This window comes from Maribacter cobaltidurans (genome assembly GCF_002269385.1).
Taxonomy (GTDB): domain Bacteria; phylum Bacteroidota; class Bacteroidia; order Flavobacteriales; family Flavobacteriaceae; genus Maribacter; species Maribacter cobaltidurans.
The window spans coordinates 3,073,641-3,092,064 of record NZ_CP022957.1 but is presented as its reverse complement, the minus strand read 5'-3'; the positions used below and the strand labels follow the sequence as shown (position 1 = coordinate 3,092,064).

The following is an 18,424-nucleotide window of genomic DNA, read 5'->3' as shown; positions in this document are numbered from 1 at the left end:
TCAACTATTATCTAAATAATTTTTTAATGGGCTTTGCAACGCTATCGAAAGCAACGGATTTTGGAATAATTTTGGTATCCCCCCTTAATTTGTCAACCCCCAGACCCACAATTTTATCACCTTCTTGAATACCGCTTTCCACCAAGTAGAGATTATGCACCTCGTTAATAACGGCAATACTTTTGGATACGGCCGTACTATCTGAAAGCACCTGATACACATATACACTGCCCTGTCTGTCAAAAGTGCTTTCCTTGGGAACCACTAGAACATTCTCATATTTTTTGGGTATTCTAATCTTAGCGCTGTTGCCATTGGTCAAAATCCTTGAAGGGTTGTCAAATTTGGCCCTAAAGGTGATAGCACCCGTAGCGGCGTCCACTTGCGAATTTATGGTCTCGATTTTCCCTTTTTGATCGTATACCCTCCCATTGGCGAGAATTAGTTCAACTTCGGGTAGATTCTGTATCTTCTCGTCTATAGTATTGCCTTTCGTATCCTGAATAAAATCCAAATAATCCTTTTCGTTCATGGAGAAATAAGCATACACTTTGCTTATATCCGCAACGATAGTAAGGGGCTGGGCATTGTTTGGACTTACCAAGGCTCCTCTTCTGTATCTGATGGACCCTACGTAACCATCAACGGGACTTTTAATAAGCCCGTGATGTTGGCATTGATAGAATTATAGGTGCTTTTTGCCTGTTGCAACTTTGCCTTTGCGGTTTCCAGCTGCACACTGCTGATGATATTCTTTTCAACCAAAGGTTTTAATTTATCCACCTCCACCTGAGCAGCATTAACATTTGCTGAAGCCGCGGCGGCATCCTGACTTAGGGATTGGGTTTCCAATTTAAAAAGAGTCTCTCCCTTTTTTACCTGTTCCCCCTCATCTACCAAAACATCCGTAATATAACCCGAGATTTTGGCCCTAACCTCACTATTAACAATGCCCTCAATACTTGCCGGATAGGTAGTAAAAGAAGTGACATCCTTGGTGGGTATTTCTATTACCTGAAACGAAGGGACTGCGGATTGATTACCCGAATTTCCATTGGTTTTACCACCACAGGAAATTAAGATTAGGGTTGAAAGGACAAAAAGGAAGGTGTAAATTTTCTTCATATTGGTTAACTTAATAGTTTTTAGTTTTGTTCTTTGAAGTCCCTTATTCGTTGTAAGGTTTGTTCAATATTCAATTTTTCCTGTTCCAGGAAGGCGTGAAAAATATTTCCGATATACCCCTTTTTGCTATAATTTTCTGGATTGTTCTCCTGATTGAAATCAATTATTTTTTGGGTAAGTTCCAAATCGGAATTGACGGTTTCATACCGTTCACGTAACATATTTTGCAAAAAGCTACCGGAACTCCTGAAATATCTTTTCCGTTCACCGGGCCGTGTATAGTATTCCAAGTACTTTAATTGCAACAGAAGATTTAAATTGGTGGAAACAGAACTTTTGCTAGCCTGAGTAATCTCCATAAGTTGCTCAAAGCTAAAGCCCTCTATGGAAGACAAGACCATAATAGCATAGATTCGGGCGGCCAATGGTGGCAAATTATGGCGCTTCTCAAAATAGAGCCCCAATTCCTCTATCAACTTTTTTTTATGTTCTGAGCACAGCCCCATAGTTCAAATTCTGGAACAAAGCTACTTTACAGTTCGTTTTGTTCCGAACTAATCGGCTTAAAATAATGTTAATGTTTAAAGGTCCTCCTATTATGAAGGGTAAAGGACTAACAATATTCAAATGGCATAAAAAAAATCCCAATTCAAATACATGAACTGGGATTTACCCTAGTGACCTCCGCAAGACAGAGTTCAAACTTTTTGAGGGAGGATATTAAGATTATTATTGACAAAGCATTTAATATTAGAAATACAAAGGAGGTCACTGAATTTAACGATATCCTACCGTAGCCTTTCCTATATTTTTAGGAAAGGCTACATATATAATAAAATAGAAAATTAAGGGAATTGAAATTGGCATGTGGAACTAATATTGCACCTAGCACTTTAAAAGTAATAGTCATTCATTTTCCTTAAGCACTATGTAAAGAGGTGAAATCAAATATAAAATGTCTTATGACTATATCGTCAGGGTGTTCCGATTCGTAATACTTATTGTGTAAATGATAGGTTTTAGGCTTCAAGGATTCGGGCTCCCTGTCGTCTTTCTTTAATAGCTTATTAACTCCACCTACAGTTTTGTCCAAATCTCCCTCTAACACATACCCAAGTAGGCATCCGTTCTCATACTTTTTTGAAACAAAACTGTTAATCCCAGTATCAATATAACGTCGTTTTAAACCAGAATCTTTTTCCTTTAGATTTTTGGCTTCCATATTGTATTCATACTCTAAGGATGAGTTTATGGTTACTAATCTAAGGTCAATTCTAGGTAGTCTCGCTGCAAAACCCTTTTCCTTTTCTAAATCATATTTTGGTAAATGCTGTTCAACATTTGTAACTATACCCCACTTTAATCTTAGTGGGTTTTCATTAATGTGTTCGTTCAATTCCGAAGTAATATCATTTTCATCCCAGTTGAGTTTGATAACCTTGGTTTCCATAGCAGAAACATAAGATTCTGTTATTAGTTGAAAGCATTTTTCTTCAAAGCCCCTTTTGAAGCAAGTAATTATTACTTTGTTTAACCCCATTTTACTATACTTCATTAAGGATTTCCAGTATTAATTCTGAAGCATCTTCAATAGCCATCGATTGAGTCCAGAATCGCCTCTGATTGGGACGAACAATAAAAATTTCATTACCTGTTTTGTAATTTAATTTTTTTCTGAAATAAATATTGGTTGCTTTCTTTCGCCATAGAACCTTATCGAGTTGTCTCAGCTCTTCATCCAAGTTTTCCTTAGATTTTATTACACCACTTTCGCTAACGCCAAAAGACAATTTAATCATCATTAATGGTGAAAAATATGGCATTTTAAAAGTCGTAGCGCTACAAGCTATTTCTTGATTCTGAAGAAATTCGTTTATTTCTGAAGAAATCCGTTTTGCATAATCCGTTACATCTGTAATTGGTAATAGAGCTTTTGATTTTTGCTTGTTTTCGAAGAGGTCAAGACTGAATTCCAGGCTGTCGTTTATTATGACCATTTCCCTATCGGTCATTCCCAAAACATCTTTCAAAATTACTTTGTCAATCTTTTCTTCTAACTGAGAATAATCCTTTTTGAAAAAATCCGATTTAATCCCATTCATTATTTTATCAAAATGACCTACAATTTTTGATAAGTTTTCTTGATTGAGTAAACTTATAATTGCTGGGGTATCCATCACTTCATCCATGAAAATTTGCTCTCTTTCTATTCCCCAGGAAGAACTAACCATAAATAAAATATAGGTAGTTATTTTTGAGTTGAAAATAGCTGTCAAAGCTTTCTTATTATCACTTTCTACATTTCCATTAAAAACGTAACAGGCTGTTGTGCAATATCCGAAGTAATCAATATATGATGCCGTTAGCTTTCTGTTCTTCTGTCCCTTTTTAAATAATACATAGGGTGGTTCAAATATATTTTTGTCTATATTTCTAAAATACTTATCGTTCTTTTGCAAGGCATGACTAGGGGTGTAAAATCTTTGGATGTGTCTTGAATTGATTACATGCTCAGGAATAAAATCTTGATGCTCTATGTCTCCATTTAGCCCAGCTCTAGGCAAACTCCAACCATTTTGGGTGTTTTTCAAAAAAGCGTCCATCGAGACAGTTCTACTTGATATTTTCTCAATTATATTAAAATCGCTCATTCCGCCCCACATAGCAACCTTCCAAATTTTAGTGGATGGTTTTTGACATTCCTCTCTGGGAAGATATTTTAAATCAGTACTATCAATACTTACGCCTTCAATGACATTTGACTTTATATATGTTTTAGGCGCATAATAGATAATTGTGTCTGACCGCTTTTTAGGCGCATTTTTTCTATAAAATATAACGCTAATTGGACCTGTTGCCGAACCAAATAATTGACCTCCAAAATCCTCTGGCACTTTCCTTAGAATTGAAAAATTATATATCTTTTCTACATAGCATTCATTAAAAAGCCACTCTCGAAAGGATTGATATTTGCCATTAGTATTTGTTAAAACTTTAGTATTGAATATCAAGGCAATTTCGCCATTCTCTGAAATTTTGGTTGCCTTGTGTAAAAATGGTAGAACCATTTCTTTAGCGAACCCATATTTATCACTATAATCCCGAATAGATTGGGATAGATTTTTAGTTCCAAAAGGTGGATTTCCCACCACCAAATCAAAATCTATTTCTTCAATTTCTGGATTCTCCTTTATAGTATCTGCACGAAACAAATTCATGCCTTGTTCAACTAGAGTATCATCCGAAGGGTCATTTATCAGATATGGTAAGCGATAGTCTTTATTTTGCCAAATTGTCTTAGGATTCAAGTTATCTACCAAAGCCAAATAAAGACTAAAAGCAGCTACCTTGATGGACTGAGGGTGTATCTCTATACCAAATATATTATTCGTCAATAGCTTCTTGAGCTCATTAAAGTCTGTAAGCTTTTCTGTATTTGCATTTTCGTGACGTTTGACTAGACGTTTAAAACTTTCAACCAAAAAAATCCCCGAACCACAAGTAGGGTCTAGTACCTTAACATTAAATTCTTTTTCTGTCTTAGAGATTGGTAATTTCTCATTCAATATAAGCTCAACTAGGGAGGGTGGTGTGTAATAAGTACCTGTATCTTGTTTTAAAGTAGGGTTTATTTCAGCAAGGAAATTCTCATAGATTTCGCTCAGTAATTCTATTTGAATAATGCTAAAATCGAAAAGGCGTAAGTCTTCAAAAAGATTTTGTTGCAAGGAATTATCATTGCCGTTGATAAAGCACTTTCGGATAATTTTTAAATGTTCCCTAGAGATTGACTCATTGCTATCTACAGTAAAAACATTACCATTAAAATATTCTTCTAGTTTCTTAAAAAGGGAATATGTTTTATCTGCATCGTCTAAAATATCGAAATAAGACTTTGCTCCATTTTTTATTTCAGAATAGAATTTTTCATCAGTCGCACCTCTATCTTCTAAATACAGAAGAAATAGAGATCGCATTATTATTTTGTGGATAAGGTTAATTTCTAACCCTTCTTCCTGTAATTGCTTGGCAGTATAGGTAAGGCTCTCAACAAGGTATTTATCAACCCTTCGTTGAAGGCTAATTTTCTTTCTTATCTCATAGGCTTCTTCCAATGTCCATATAATACCTGTATCGATGGCAATGGTGGAAAAAAGATTTTGAAGCTGTTTGAGTTTGGTTTTATCCTTGAACGTGTAAGACTCAATTTCGAGTGTCTTAAGCTCCTTCTTATAGTCAAATTCATCTGATTTGATTATAAGAGGTTTCTCGGCACAATTGTAAATACGGATTTCAGTTTCCGAATAAACGTATAGAAAAATTACCTTTTTGAAATTCCAGATTTTTTTTTGAGCCTTTGCAACTTGAAGAAGAGCCCCGTCATCAAATTTTTCAACCCTTTTTAAAAAAACCGCTGGATAACTGTTATGATTTTCGTCGGTACTGAAATAAATTTCATCAATACCAAAATCTTTTACTTGATTGATTACAACTAACTGACTTTCAGAAATATGATTAGATTCTGAAGTAACAGAGATAGCCTTTTCCAAACCTAAAATTTCTATTATATCAAAATCAATCATATCGAAGTCCGTCCAAAATATTTGATGGTTAGTTTACATACTAAATTAATTCCAAAGGTACAAATGATTTTGCGATTTTGACAATCAAAGTTTTGCCATTATTTGGAATATTTCCATTTTTTTGGATAAATTAAGGGGCTACAACAGGCCTATCATTAACAGCAATTTCAATCATGGTAACTGTCTGTCCCAATGATTCAGGTTGTAATAATTGTAATTGATTTTTTCATTTTAAGAAATTTTTCAAATAATCTGAACCCAGATAGTGTCAGTTTAAAAAAATATTCATAAGTTGTAATACTACAAATAGAAAGGCATTTTATTGCATTAACCTAAAACTATAATTATGAACAAAAGTGAAGATTTAAAAAACTTCAAAGTCGAAGAACTAGAGCAAAGATTAGAGATGGCAAAGTGGAAAAACGAGAGTAATTATGCTTGTACAAGTGGTGATTGTAGAGGCTATATTGGAGCTAGTTACACTTTCTAAACCTATCAAACTTTTGTCATCCGGATTCATGATAAATGAATCCGGATTTCTTTTGCCCTAATATCCTATATAATTTCTTTATTAATTCGTTGCAATTCAGCCAAATAATTCAAATAGATGTATATTGTTCTAAACGAATTAGTCTTAATATTTACCAAAAGATGCCTGATTTATGAAAAAGATATACTTTATTGTCTTTTTTCTTGGGAGTATTCATCTACATTCTCAAATAGTTTTGGATTCGATGACCAGGGAGCCAATACAGTTTGCCCACATCACTGATGAAAAAGGTCAGGGAACAACCACAAACGAAGTTGGAAAATTTTCAATTGATTATTTTGTCGAATCCAATAATATAGAATTCTCTCATTTAGCTTATCGAAAAAAAAATATCAAAAAAAATAACTTAAGTAAAAAGGATACAATTTGGTTGAGTCCTTATATTATCAGTTTGGAGGAGGTCTTTGTTAGGGGAGAAACCGCAAAGGATATTATAATAAAAGCTATTAAAAGCATCCCACAGAATATAATATCGAATCCATTTAATCTTTATGGCTTTTATCGTGAAAGTGTACAGGAAGATGGAAAAGGCGCTATGTTAACCGAAGTTTCTTTTATGACTTATAATGAAGGAGACAATAATCCCCAAGGCTATCAAGCAGAAATCATTCAGGGTCGTCGAACAGAAAACCACACAAAGCTAAATTTAGATGCCGTTGGGGGCATAGCCACGATTGTTCGGAACGCCGATATGGTACGTTCAAAAAGCAGAATGTTCGATATTGACAATCTTTCAGACTATACTTTCAAATATGTTGGAGAAATCGAATCTAGGGAAAACCCTATTCTCATTATCGGGTTCTCACCATCAAACGACAATATCTATAACAACAATATGGGTAAAATTTATATTGAAAGAGAAACCATGGCAATTGTTCAGATAGAAACGCAAAAAGATCCAGAAAAAATTAAAGCGATTGTGGCATCATCCCTTGAGGGGAAAAAATCAAAAAATCCTGTATTTATATTAATAGAGGCAAAAGCAACGATAAAATATCGTAAAGTCCATGATAAATATTTCCTTTCTTTTGTTGAAGTGGACAACGTTAGGAACGGCATTTTAGGCCAAGAAAGCTACAGGTACAGTTCAAACGCCAAATATATATTGACGCGTGTAGAACACATATCACCAAAAAAGTTGTCTACTAACTACGATGTTGAAGAAGGATTTAACAAACAAGTTATTGCAATACCAAAGTTGGAAGGCTGGAATGAGAACAATACAATGTTCTTTAGTGAAGAGGAAAGAAAGATATTAAAGGACATAAGGGATTTACGTAATTGATTTTTAAGAAAATTATATAAACAGTGATTGGTTGATAAGTACAAAATATTTTTTTGATTACAGAGATGACAATCTTTTCAAAGAAGCGATTGAAAATGTACAGATATACTTGAATGGGCTTGGCTATCCCAAGGAAGTAATCGATAATATTTGCTACCAAAAGTTTATCCGGAACAACCCTGATTACTATTTATATTACCCATATCTTTTCAATTCAGCTTTCGATTTTTCTGATAAAGAGGTGTTGGATATGTTGTCAATCGCTGGATTTCTTTACTATCGGTCCATTATTTTGATGGACGATATTTTTGACAACAAAAAGGAAACATCGAATTTCAACGTCTTTCTAACAATTAATATCTGCCAAGAGGAAACTGTCAAGATATTATCGACTTTCTTTGAAACTGATTCTGAATTTTGGGATATATGGGGCAAAAGAAAATTTGAATATGTTAAGGCTTATAAATTGGACAAGCAAAGCCACAATATATCTTCGTTTGCGGAATATGAGGTTTTATGCGATTACAAGTCTTCTTTTGGAAAAATAGCGATAGACGCTCTATTTGTACTTACAGGGAAACATTATCGAAATGAATACCAAAACGTTCTTAAATCGCACAAGGATTTTTATGTTGCTTTTCAAATATTGGATGATGTTTCAGATTATGAGGAAGACTATATTAATCAGCAGTTCAATATTTCAAAAAACCACTTAGAAAAGAGAGTCGATGACATTGAATCATATAGTTTAGGTGATCAAAAAAAGCTTCTTTATCTGGAAGGTGTGGCCGAAGAACTATACTTAAAGGCTTATGAACATATTATAAGGGCCTTTGAATTTGTGAGAGATTATAAAGCGCCCAGATGGAAGGATGAATTGCAGCGGATGCAAAATACAATTACAATAAACAACCTGAATATAAATGGATATATAAGATTTAATAAATACTTGAAATCACAACATATTGATAGATCGAGTAATGGTTCGGGCAAAATAGAAAATTCCGAAGTCTTACATTATTTATTTGAAATTCAAGAAGAAGATGGTAGTTGGACAGATTATTTTAATGATGCAGGGAACAGTAATGTTTGGACTACTTCCTTTGTATGCTATTTTTTATCTCACTGGTACAAGTCCCATTTTGATTTGAGTAAATCAAAGGAGTTTTTACTTTCCAATCGCTATGAAGAAAAGAATTTATGGGGATATAATTCAAACTGGATACCAGACGCAGACTCTACGTCCTTCACAATACTTGCCTTACATAGTCTGGGAACTGATTTCTGTGAAGACGAACTTGAAGAATGGTTCAGTTTTCAAAATGAAGATGGAGGTTTTTGTACCTATAGAAATGAAAAAGAGCTATTGGCTTCACTAAACACCAAGGAAGTTAATAACGTTGAAGGTTGGTTAAATTCACATTTCTGTGTTAGCGCTGTTGCATATTTAGTTTTTTGTCAGCTAGGCATTAATAATGATAAAAAACGAAAATTGGAGTCATTTCTAATTGATAAAATCGAAGATTTAGATGAAGTACCATACTGGTGGACCAGCAGGGATTATGCAATTTCTTTCTTGGTGTTAGCATGTTGTATCAATATGAATAAAAAAATATTCAACCTTTGTTGCAATGAATTAAATAAAAAATCCAATCCTGTCAAGTATGGGGCTCATAATATATTTTATGTTGCCTTGTGCCTTTTGAGCAGAATCAAGTCCAAGCATATTTTTAATTATGATAATCTGCCTGATAAACTTTTGTCGGAAATTTTGTTAAATGCCCAACTAGAAAATGGCTCATGGAGGGGAAACTATTCTATGAGAATACCCTCACCGGATATATTAGATCCTGAAAAACAAATCTATGGATGGAAAAAGGATAATAAAGGAACAAACATTGTCTTGCAAGACTTTAATGGGGTGTTCACTTCTGTTGTCTCTTTTGTTGCATTGGAAAACTATAAGTCGAGCCTAAATGGACGTTAAAAGCAAAATACCTGTTTTATCACCAAACATTGAAATCCTTCCTTTTGATAAGAACGAGTTTATCATAAAACAAACTGAATATGGACATCGCATAAATGTCAATAAGGATACTTTGGATATAATTAAATTAGTGGACGGTAAACGGAATCTTCAAAAGATAAATGAACTTTATGGTATACACAAAGGTGTGTCTGCCAATCTGCTTGACAATTTATTATTTGGTACCTTGGCCACTTACGGGATTATAGAATCAGCAAATGTTGAAATTAAGAAAATAGGAAAGCCCTCTTATTTAAAGCTAAGTTTCACATTGCTAAAGAATAAGACCATATTGCCAATAGTGAGGCTTATGTCCCCATTGTTCTCAGATAAATTATTTTACTTTTTACTGGCTATTTTTTCTTTGGTCGTTTTTGGAACATTAATCGCTCATTTTAACTCCATCAAAATAGGTCTTGAAAATCTCAACTTTGGTCAATGGGCATTATATATTTTATTTGCAGGTACAGTGTTGTTTTTCCATGAAATGGGACATGCTGCTGCCTGTCATCGATTTGGTGCTAAATTTGGGGATATTGGATTCGGTTTTTACCTACTTTCACCAGTGATGTTTGCCGATGTTTCAGATATATGGAAATTAAAACCGAATAAAAGAATCATCGTGAATCTATCTGGAATCTATATCGAATTACTGATTGCCTCCATATTGGTTTTATTTTTTTTTATAACTCGGACAAACAATTATTTAGTATACAGCTCGGCCATATCATTGTCATTGCTGGCTAATTTGAACCCTTTCCTTCGTTATGATGGATATTGGGTATTATCGGATATGATTGGGGTTCCAAACCTAAGAATGGCATCAAATAAAATTTTAAAAAAGGTTTTTCAAAATGAAACATCTATTCGTCACTTGAGAGGCAAAGATTTTTTTTTGGTATTTTATGCACTGACGAGTCAAATACTGATATTAATTGTACTAGGCGGAATATTGCTTTATGATTCGAATGGTATAATAAAATTCCCGGAAAATGTTTTTACTTATTTATCAGAGGTATTTTCAGGACGCTCAAGACCAAAATTCTCGGATTTGTATAGGTTTATATTACCCATCATTTTTTATGTTACTGTATTCAGTTTTCTATTTTCATATATAAAGGAGCGACAAAAAAAATGAAAACCTATAGTAAACATATAATTTTTTTTGCTTTACTCTTCACAATCTCTTTCGGATTTGGTCAAGAGACTCGACTTATGTTAAATGGCACGGTCAAAAGCCTTAACACTGAGGTTGAAGGCGTACACATTCTAAACCTTACTAGCAAGAGAGGGACCATAACCGATTCGTATGGACGTTTTTCTATAGGTGTCATATCAAAGGATACACTATTATTTTCATCTGTTCAACTAAAGCATAAATATCTGGTTGTAACAGAGGATATTTTATCCTCCAACCATTTGAGGATAGATTTAGAGGAACTTATCAACGAATTGAAAGAAGTGGTTGTAAGACCATATAATCTGACTGGAATCTTGGACAAGGACATTTCAGCATTAAGGTTATCAAAAAATGTTGATGCTTCTTCTTTGGGGCTTCCCAATGCCGATGTGAGGGTCCTTTCCCAATATGAACGAAAACTGTTTGAAGCTGATAATGGAAAGTTTGTTAATTTGTATGGACACTACTTTGGATTGGGAATTAGCATCAATCTGCATAAAATTCTAAATAGAGCATCGGGGAGAACCAAAAAGCTAAAAAAATTGGTAGAACAAAATGAACAAACTATTAAATTAGAGGAGTTTGAGTATTTGTTCAACGATTCCCTTCGATTGCAGGAATTAAAAATCCCCTTTTCAAAAAAAGAACAATTTTTCGTTTATTGTCTCGCTGATTCCAATTTTGTTGATCTCATAGAAGCCGAAGACCACTTGGGAATATTAGAGCTTATTAAGAAGAAAAGCAAAATATTTATATCAGAAAACCGACGCCAACCTTTTTGATTCGGATGCTTTCGCACACTTCGAATCTTTAGCCTGATTCTAGTCCTAGACCCATTTTGAAGTACTCGATTGGGGCCTTTACTTTGCTCTGAAAAACTAACTCAAAAACGTAATAGAGCAAAATTTCCGAATTACTATAAATTCGTAGAAACGAATTCCTCTGTAGATACCCAAAAAAATTAAAAATTGTCATCAAAATACTGGATTCCCACATTTCAACCACACCCATCCTTTTTTCATACCCACATTATGCAGAAAAACGACAGATAGCACCCTAAGTGTGTAAGCTTCCCCTAGATAGAACTGCTCATTTTTCTAATACTTCATCAAAGTTATCGTTTTTAATTCCTTGTGCGGTACCGCACAAGGAATTAAGCTCCAGATATTGTTTGGGGGACACATATCCCAGGGCCTTGTGTGGTCTGTAATTGTTGTAATCGTCCATCCAAATCCGTGCCTGTTCCCTTACCTGATTAATGTCCTCAAAGATGAACCTATTGAGGGCCCCTCTCCTAAAACTGCCGTTGAACCGTTCCACAAAAGCGTTCTGGGTCGGTTTTCCCGGTTGTATATATTTGAACTCTATTCCATGCATCTCGCTCCATTGGGAGGTGAGCTTTGCTATGAATTCCGGGCCGTTGTCCATGCGTATGCGCTTGGGCTTGCCCCTTCGGTTTATCAAGTGGTTCAGGACCCATACCACCCGGTTGCTTGTCAGGGAAAAGTCCACTTCGATGTGCAGCGCCTCCCTGTTGTAATCGTCCATGATGTTGAGTGCCCTGAAACGGCGTTTGTTCTCCAGGACGTCGGTAACAAAGTCCATGCTCCAAGTATGGTCCGCCTCCGCTGGGACCTCCAAAGGTTCCTTTACACGGGACGGCAGGCGTTTCTTCGCCTTTCTTCTCAAGGGCAGTCCCAGTGCTCTGTAGACACGGTAAACGCGCTTATGGTTCCATGGCCTCCCCTCCGCCCTCAAACGGTGATAGGCCATCCAGAAACCCTCCTCCGGATGTTCCCCGGCCTTTTCCCGAAGTGCCTCCTCTATATCGTCGTCATCTTTTGGCAACGGACTGTAATAATATACGCTCTTGCTCATGTTAAGGACACGGCACGCCCTGCTGATGCCGTAATGGGCAAGATCCTTTCCGATGCTTCGCTTTCGGCAGGGCCTCAGAGCTTTTTTTCGATGATCTCCTTGGCCATTTGGTGGTCCAGGGCCAAGGTGGCGTACATCTGCTTGAGCTTGCGGTTCTCCTCCTCGAGCTCCTTGATGCGCTTGAGCTCCTTCCCGCTCATACCGGCGTACTTCGAACGCCACTTGTAAAATGCGGCGGAGCTGACCCCATGGTCACGGGTTATCTCTGCAACGGACTTGCCGTTGTCGAACTCCTTTAAAATCTTCGCGATCTGTGTTGGTGAAAATTTGCTCTTCCTCATAATGCTGTTTAAAATTAAGATTATTATTCTACTTTTAAACAGTTCGGTTTTAAGGGGAGCTTACAAGTGGAAGTCACCAAATATTATTACATTATTTTTATGGACTCAGCACCCTTCGGGTGTAGCCTTCCCCAAAAATGTAAGGCTACACCTCTACGGTGTTTGTGGTGTCTATTAGCTTTCTAATGGGAGCAGTGTATTGAAACCGTTATTTATTTCAGTTCAAGTTTGTCAATTTTATTTCCGACTGTAAATTCTTTCATTTCTTTTTCGAGATTTTTAAAATCAGCTTTTTCTACTTTGTTTATAATTTCTCCGTTTTTCATTAAATATATTTCATCACAAGTATTCTCTAAAGTTGAAAATATATGAGATGAAATAATTACTGTTTTCTCTAATTTTTTAAATCTTTTTATGATTTCAGTTATGATTAAATTACTTTGTATATCAACACCATTGAAGGGTTCGTCTAAAATAAACACATTATTTTCCTGTAAAAGTATGGCGGTTAAAGCCAATTTCTTTTTCATTCCAGTCGAGTAGGTTGATGCATATTGATTCAATGGTAAACCAAAAATGTTTTTGTTCTCAATTTTGGTTATTTCTGTTTGTCTTGCATTGGCAAGTAGCTGTATATATTCTTTTCCGGTAATTTTAGAGAAAAAATATGGTTCTGTCAATAAAAGTCCTAGATGGTCTTTTAATTCTGTAAAGTCGGACGAGATATTCCCTTTATAGCTTTCAAGTCCTGAAATACACCTAAATAGGGTTGTTTTTCCTGCTCCATTTTCTCCAACAATTCCATATATTTTACCTTTTTTAAATTCTAAATCTATTGAATTTAGAACTTGTTTTTTACCATAAAATTTTGATAGTTTTTCAATTTTAATCATTTAAAAGAGCATTTAACTTTTTAATTGATCGGGAATAAAAGAGAGGAATAAATATTAAAAGTACTGGTGGAAGCATAAAACTTATTGCAATTAAAATTCCTTGAGACATGTTCATTTCTTTCGGAAAAGACGAATATTTAGCAAAAATCATTGATGTGAGATAAGCATAGCACAACAGAAAAAATACAATTAAAATATCGATTTCCCTATAAAATGAAATACTTAAAGCCATTATGATTGGTAAACTTAAAAATGTGAAATAGATTAAGCACGTTTTCGTTTTTTCTATTAAAAATTCTTTTGGAGATAGATTGTAATTCCAGACGAAATATTCGTTTTCCATATTTGGATAATACGAAAAACAAGTCAATCCAATTAATAGCATGGAAAAAACACCAAGGTTAAAATTTCCAACTGATATTGAAACATAAGTTAAGAAATAAGCTATTGGGAAAACAAAGAATGTCTTTCTAAATCCAATAGTAAATTCAAATGGTTTTTTGCTAAATGGTGTTGGGATTGTCACATTTAAATCTGTACTAAAGTTGAACAGTGTGATCACAAATACACATAAATTTAATATAAGAGAAAAGACAAATTGTTTCTGATAGATTAAAAAAAGAGTAAAAGGCAAAGAATAAAGAATATTTTCTGATATTCTCAATTTTTTGTATTTGCCTTTATTGAAAATAGATTTTAAGAAATCATTTCTTTTGGGTTCACTTAATTTTGAAATGAAACTTAATGCAAATAATCCATAAGCATAATTCGCAAATTCTGTTTTTTGAAATAGGTAATAGGACAGCAATATAAAAACTGAAGGTAAAAGAGCATATCCAATCAAAAGTGGAATTCCGAAATCAATCATTTTCCGGTTCAGCATTTTAAATTGGAGTTGGAAATATTCTTTCATTTGCAATTTTTGTCATAATGATCGGCAACCGTTCATATCCTGAACTTTCTTGTGAATATACATCCAGTTTTAGTTGGCTATGCCCAATTCCCGTAATTTATCGTTCAGTATGGCCTCCATGGTCTTGGAGTATCTACTTGCCATCTAAGATAAAGATATCATTTCATTGAAGTTTTGTTCCCATTTTTCGATGTAATGGATATGAATCGTTCCATCGATTTTTAATGGACCATTGATTTTGTCATGGGATCGGCACCCTTACGGGTGCTTTTTGTGGAAAGGGGAAAAGAGGGGATTTCCAAAGATACTTTGTCCTTTCTGGATACAGACGACCCCATTGGTTCGAGATGGGCAATGAATGAATACCTGCTAAGCCCGTCTTTTCCTTAAATGATATTTTGATTATGCCGGGCACATCTTAAGAAGTCTTTCGGATAATCTCCAAACTCATTTATCCATACAAATGATTAAATATGCAATTGTATGTATATACAATTATACATGTGTACAATTATATAATTATACGAATGAAGAGTTGTTTTAATATTTGAACAAATCTGATGAGCACTTAATTAATGTAATGGTACGAAGGGGTATATTGAGCAATATTGATTTTCACGTTCCCTTACATGAATGCCATACTCCTTTTGTTTTTTTCTCCCTTTCCACTTTTCATTCCTTCATATGTCAGAATAGATCATGGAAAAACGTATCGACGTAAACTTTCAAAAATGGGAACTGTCAACTATAAAATGGATTTTTTAAAGACCGAGCCCTTTGTTTTTCCACCTTCTCTTTCTGGAAGGAGGGGAAAAACGCAGACCTTTTGATTTTGCATATGCCTCGACCATCCCTGTCCATCTTTGGCCAAGTTCGGGCCAAGAACTGGGAATCATGGAATTCTCCGTTAAGATTAAGCGATTGCTTTCACTTTTTCGGTCCGTTGCCTTGTTGAAATTGCCGAGGGCCGACAGGTCATTGGCCAAACCGCTGGGTAGTCCCTCAACGTTGAAGATGGTGCCAAACTCTTTACCGATGAGCATACTTTCCCTTTTCATAAGCTCGGTATGCAGTCTTTCAAGGGAATACAGTCCACAGAGCAACAAAAGGTCCCCAAAATCCTTTTGGGTCCCTCGATTGGCGGCCGACACCAATTTCAATGCCCCGATGTCGAGTTCATTGATCAATCTAATGTTGTAAAATATTTCTATGGGATGGAGCAATGGAATATTCTGGATGATGTCTATTTTTGATCGGGACCCCGTTCCTTTGTACGTTCACCCTGAGAAAGGCCATTTGGTCATCCCCGAAGTTTTCCTCCAAGAGGCCCAAAAGCCCGTCTTTGAAGTTTGATTTGAAATAAGCACTCATTTCCCTCAATCTTTCGACCCCGACCACACCTTGGGAAAAGAGGTCGATGTCCGTGGAGACCCTATGATTGTGCCGGATAGCGAGGTTGGTCCCACCTCCAAGGTTAAAGTCCTTTAAACAATCTGCTTGCATCAATTGGACAATCACGCTTTTCAACTCGTCCGAAACGGCTTGGTCGACGGCCATTATCCAAATGAGGGGTTGTAGTTCTTCATGTGGTCCGGTCTGATGCCATAACGCTTGGCCACTGCCCTGATACTGCTGTTCCCGCAAATCTGTTCGCTCTTTTTCGCGCACCGGACAATGTCACTTATCGGGTAGAGCCTTTCGAGAAGCTCAAAATATTGTGGGTCTCCCATGTTGCGGGACAGTACCCTTTCGATGATAAAGATCTTGTCCTTTTCTACATCAAGTACGCTGGGGTCGACATCCCAAAATACAGGTCCGGGAAAGTAACCCTTTAGGTTCTTTCCTTTGGATGATGCTATGTTGTGCGACTTTTTCATGGTTCTTTCTATATCAAATATACGAAATATCCCGGTGTCCGGCCCATGGCCCGTGTTCAATATGACCTGGGATGACAATCGGCCCATTGATCTAATATGGAAAATTCTGTCCAAAGGAACCTATCGGGCCGTTTTCCCCCTTCCCATAGGAATCCTTGGTTCAAGCTCAGTGCAATTTTTGGTTTTCCTTCTGAAAAGACCCTCCGATGATTTGCCGTACAAAACCTTGTGTACGGTAAAACCCTTGCAAACAATCCATAGGCCATAGGTTTGCCATATTGTTGATCGGGGGTCACGAAGCAAGTTGTGTTTTTGCTAACAAAAACCCTACGCACTTCGTTTGAAGGTTGCTTTGTGATGCTCACAAAATATATAAAAATGGGAAGGCCAAAAAAAGAATTGACGTCATTGAAAATAATACAGGTCAACATCAGAATGACCGTTGATGACTATATCAAGGTTTCCCTTAGTGCGGAGACCATTGGCTTATCTATAACCGAATATATCCGAAGAAAGATTACCAAAAGGTCCCTGCCAAAGAAAAGGATAAGCCCATATGACCGGAAACTTTTTGTTGAACTGAGCCGGGTGGGAAACAATCTGAACCAAATTACCAAGGTGGTAAACTCGGGCATTTGGGACCCTTTCAGTATTCATAGACAATTGGAAGAAGTAAAAGTGCTATTGCAATATCTTAAATCAAATATCGCACACAATGATTGGTAAGATAGTCATAGGAAAGGATTTTTATGGAGTGCTGGCCTACAATGAAAAAAAGGTACGTGAAGGGTTCGGGTATGTCATTGACTCAAATATCGAGCATTCCACCCCCGTTAAAATGACGCAGGAATTCAATTTGATAAGGGAACTTCGTCCAAGCCTTGGCAAAGCAGTTCTTCATGTATCCCTGAACTTACCGCACTCGGATTATTTGGATGATAAGACGTTCGTATCGTTTGGGTGTGATTATTTGATGAAGATGGGTTTTGACAACAATCAATTTATAATGTACCGTCATACCGATACCGAACATGAACATATCCATATCATAGCCAATCGGGTAAGGTATTCGGGGAGATTAACAAGTGACAGTAATATTAAAAGAAGAAGCCGTAAAATACTTGATAATCTGGAAAAGAAATACGGACTAACCCAAATTGTTGGTAACACAAATATCAAAAAATCACTTACCCAAAAAGAAATAGAGAAGACCCTAAGAACGGGCAATGTTCCAATTAAACTTGTTATTCAAGACAAAGTCGGTTCGGTAATTTCAAAGGCAACGGACACAGCGCAATTCATCACGTTACTACAACAACAAAATATTTCTCCAAGATTCAACATTAGCAAAACATCGGGAAGAGTCTCGGGCATATCCTTCAAATATCAGGGAGTTGTATATAAAGGCAGTACACTCGGTAAAAAATTTTCATGGAACAGCATCGTAAAACATATCGCTTATGAGCAAACAAGAGACCGTTCAGTTATACTATCGGCTAATGAAAAAGAACGAGGAACTCATCTTACTGGCGAAAGAAACAATGGAACGACAATCAGGCCTGAACAAAGAAATAATAGAACTGCGCAAGGCACTGAAAATTCTTCTGGGCAATCAGAAGGTCATCTGGGAAAAACTGAAGGAGATGGAACAGTCCAACCTCTAGTAGATGAAACGGAATGGAATCCGTTTAAACTTGAACTTATGGATGAAGGTATCAAGAAAAAGCGCAAAAGAAAGAAGAAAAAGAAAGGACTGAACCTATAGAAGATATT

The 18,424-nt window shown here is 35.9% G+C and carries 18 protein-coding genes; 7 read left to right on the top strand and 11 right to left on the bottom strand.

The window, feature by feature from the left end:
• Positions 1 to 7 precede the first annotated feature (7 nt).
• The 5 genes from CJ263_RS21410 to CJ263_RS13640 all read right to left on the bottom strand — a co-directional run bounded on the left by CJ263_RS21410 (position 8) and on the right by CJ263_RS13640 (position 5,708).
• Positions 8 to 625, bottom strand: coding sequence for an efflux RND transporter periplasmic adaptor subunit (locus CJ263_RS21410; RefSeq protein WP_317044138.1), 618 nt, complete (start codon positions 623 to 625; stop codon positions 8 to 10).
• A gap of 5 nt (positions 626 to 630) precedes the next feature.
• Entirely contained in the window at positions 631 to 1,125 is a 495-nt protein-coding gene (locus CJ263_RS21405) for an efflux RND transporter periplasmic adaptor subunit (protein ID WP_308423238.1), read from the bottom strand.
• A 20-nt stretch (positions 1,126 to 1,145) separates the two neighbouring features.
• Positions 1,146 to 1,631: a GbsR/MarR family transcriptional regulator gene (locus CJ263_RS13650; protein ID WP_094997784.1), complete on the bottom strand. Its 486-nt coding sequence runs from the start codon at positions 1,629 to 1,631 to the stop codon at positions 1,146 to 1,148.
• Between the two features lie 413 nt (positions 1,632 to 2,044).
• Complete coding sequence (locus CJ263_RS13645) at positions 2,045 to 2,575, bottom strand: hypothetical protein (RefSeq protein WP_158657164.1); 531 nt, start codon at positions 2,573 to 2,575, stop codon at positions 2,045 to 2,047.
• A 94-nt stretch (positions 2,576 to 2,669) separates the two neighbouring features.
• On the bottom strand, positions 2,670 to 5,708 hold the full coding sequence (locus tag CJ263_RS13640) for an HsdM family class I SAM-dependent methyltransferase (protein ID WP_094997782.1): 3,039 nt from the start codon (positions 5,706 to 5,708) through the stop codon (positions 2,670 to 2,672).
• Positions 5,709 to 6,054: 346 nt separating this feature from the next.
• Here CJ263_RS13640 and CJ263_RS20985 point away from each other — a divergent pair, with 346 nt between their 5' ends.
• The 5 genes from CJ263_RS20985 to CJ263_RS13620 all read left to right on the top strand — a co-directional run bounded on the left by CJ263_RS20985 (position 6,055) and on the right by CJ263_RS13620 (position 11,531).
• The gene (locus CJ263_RS20985) at positions 6,055 to 6,198 is read left to right on the top strand and encodes a hypothetical protein (protein WP_158657163.1); all 144 of its coding nucleotides are present in this window, start codon (positions 6,055 to 6,057) and stop codon (positions 6,196 to 6,198) included.
• A gap of 172 nt (positions 6,199 to 6,370) precedes the next feature.
• Positions 6,371 to 7,543 carry a carboxypeptidase-like regulatory domain-containing protein gene (locus CJ263_RS13635; RefSeq protein WP_094997781.1) on the top strand — a complete coding sequence of 391 codons (1,173 nt, stop codon included), beginning with the start codon at positions 6,371 to 6,373 and terminating at the stop codon, positions 7,541 to 7,543.
• Positions 7,544 to 7,574: 31 nt separating this feature from the next.
• Entirely contained in the window at positions 7,575 to 9,530 is a 1,956-nt protein-coding gene (locus CJ263_RS13630; RefSeq protein WP_094997780.1) for a hypothetical protein, read from the top strand.
• Between the two features lie 112 nt (positions 9,531 to 9,642).
• Positions 9,643 to 10,707 (top strand): zinc metalloprotease, encoded by a 1,065-nt coding sequence (locus CJ263_RS13625; protein ID WP_158657162.1) that lies wholly within the window; start codon positions 9,643 to 9,645, stop codon positions 10,705 to 10,707.
• Positions 10,704 to 11,531: a carboxypeptidase-like regulatory domain-containing protein gene (locus tag CJ263_RS13620; protein ID WP_094997778.1), complete on the top strand. Its 828-nt coding sequence runs from the start codon at positions 10,704 to 10,706 to the stop codon at positions 11,529 to 11,531. The genes CJ263_RS13625 and CJ263_RS13620 overlap by 4 nt, the downstream gene beginning before the upstream one ends.
• 307 nt (positions 11,532 to 11,838) lie before the next feature.
• Here the strand turns inward: CJ263_RS13620 and CJ263_RS13610 are convergent.
• The 6 genes from CJ263_RS13610 to CJ263_RS21470 form a co-directional block, all read right to left on the bottom strand.
• Positions 11,839 to 12,968 (bottom strand): IS3 family transposase gene (locus CJ263_RS13610; protein WP_094997699.1). Its coding sequence is split into 2 segments (ribosomal slippage): positions 11,839 to 12,707 and positions 12,707 to 12,968, totalling 1,131 coding nucleotides; the frame shifts between segments, so codons are not numbered across the junction.
• A 212-nt stretch (positions 12,969 to 13,180) separates the two neighbouring features.
• Positions 13,181 to 13,861 carry an ABC transporter ATP-binding protein gene (locus CJ263_RS13605; protein ID WP_094997776.1) on the bottom strand — a complete coding sequence of 227 codons (681 nt, stop codon included), beginning with the start codon at positions 13,859 to 13,861 and terminating at the stop codon, positions 13,181 to 13,183.
• Positions 13,854 to 14,774 carry an ABC transporter permease gene (locus tag CJ263_RS13600; RefSeq protein ID WP_199768149.1) on the bottom strand — a complete coding sequence of 307 codons (921 nt, stop codon included), beginning with the start codon at positions 14,772 to 14,774 and terminating at the stop codon, positions 13,854 to 13,856. Before CJ263_RS13600 ends, CJ263_RS13605 begins: the two co-directional genes overlap by 8 nt.
• Before the next feature lie 761 nt (positions 14,775 to 15,535).
• Complete coding sequence (locus CJ263_RS13595) at positions 15,536 to 15,961, bottom strand: hypothetical protein (RefSeq protein ID WP_094997774.1); 426 nt, start codon at positions 15,959 to 15,961, stop codon at positions 15,536 to 15,538.
• Between the two features lies 1 nt (position 15,962).
• Positions 15,963 to 16,442, bottom strand: a complete 480-nt coding sequence (locus tag CJ263_RS13590) for a nucleotidyl transferase AbiEii/AbiGii toxin family protein (RefSeq protein ID WP_158657161.1) — start codon at positions 16,440 to 16,442, stop codon at positions 15,963 to 15,965.
• Positions 16,331 to 16,651: a DUF6922 domain-containing protein gene (locus CJ263_RS21470; protein ID WP_094997772.1), complete on the bottom strand. Its 321-nt coding sequence runs from the start codon at positions 16,649 to 16,651 to the stop codon at positions 16,331 to 16,333. The genes CJ263_RS13590 and CJ263_RS21470 overlap by 112 nt, the downstream gene beginning before the upstream one ends.
• Positions 16,652 to 17,029: 378 nt before the next feature.
• Between CJ263_RS21470 and CJ263_RS13575 the strand changes: the two genes are divergently transcribed.
• Both CJ263_RS13575 and CJ263_RS13570 read left to right on the top strand, forming a co-directional pair.
• Complete coding sequence (locus CJ263_RS13575; protein ID WP_158657160.1) at positions 17,030 to 17,377, top strand: plasmid mobilization protein; 348 nt, start codon at positions 17,030 to 17,032, stop codon at positions 17,375 to 17,377.
• Complete coding sequence (locus tag CJ263_RS13570; RefSeq protein WP_094997769.1) at positions 17,367 to 18,416, top strand: relaxase/mobilization nuclease domain-containing protein; 1,050 nt, start codon at positions 17,367 to 17,369, stop codon at positions 18,414 to 18,416. Before CJ263_RS13575 ends, CJ263_RS13570 begins: the two co-directional genes overlap by 11 nt.
• Positions 18,417 to 18,424: the final 8 nt, after the last annotated feature.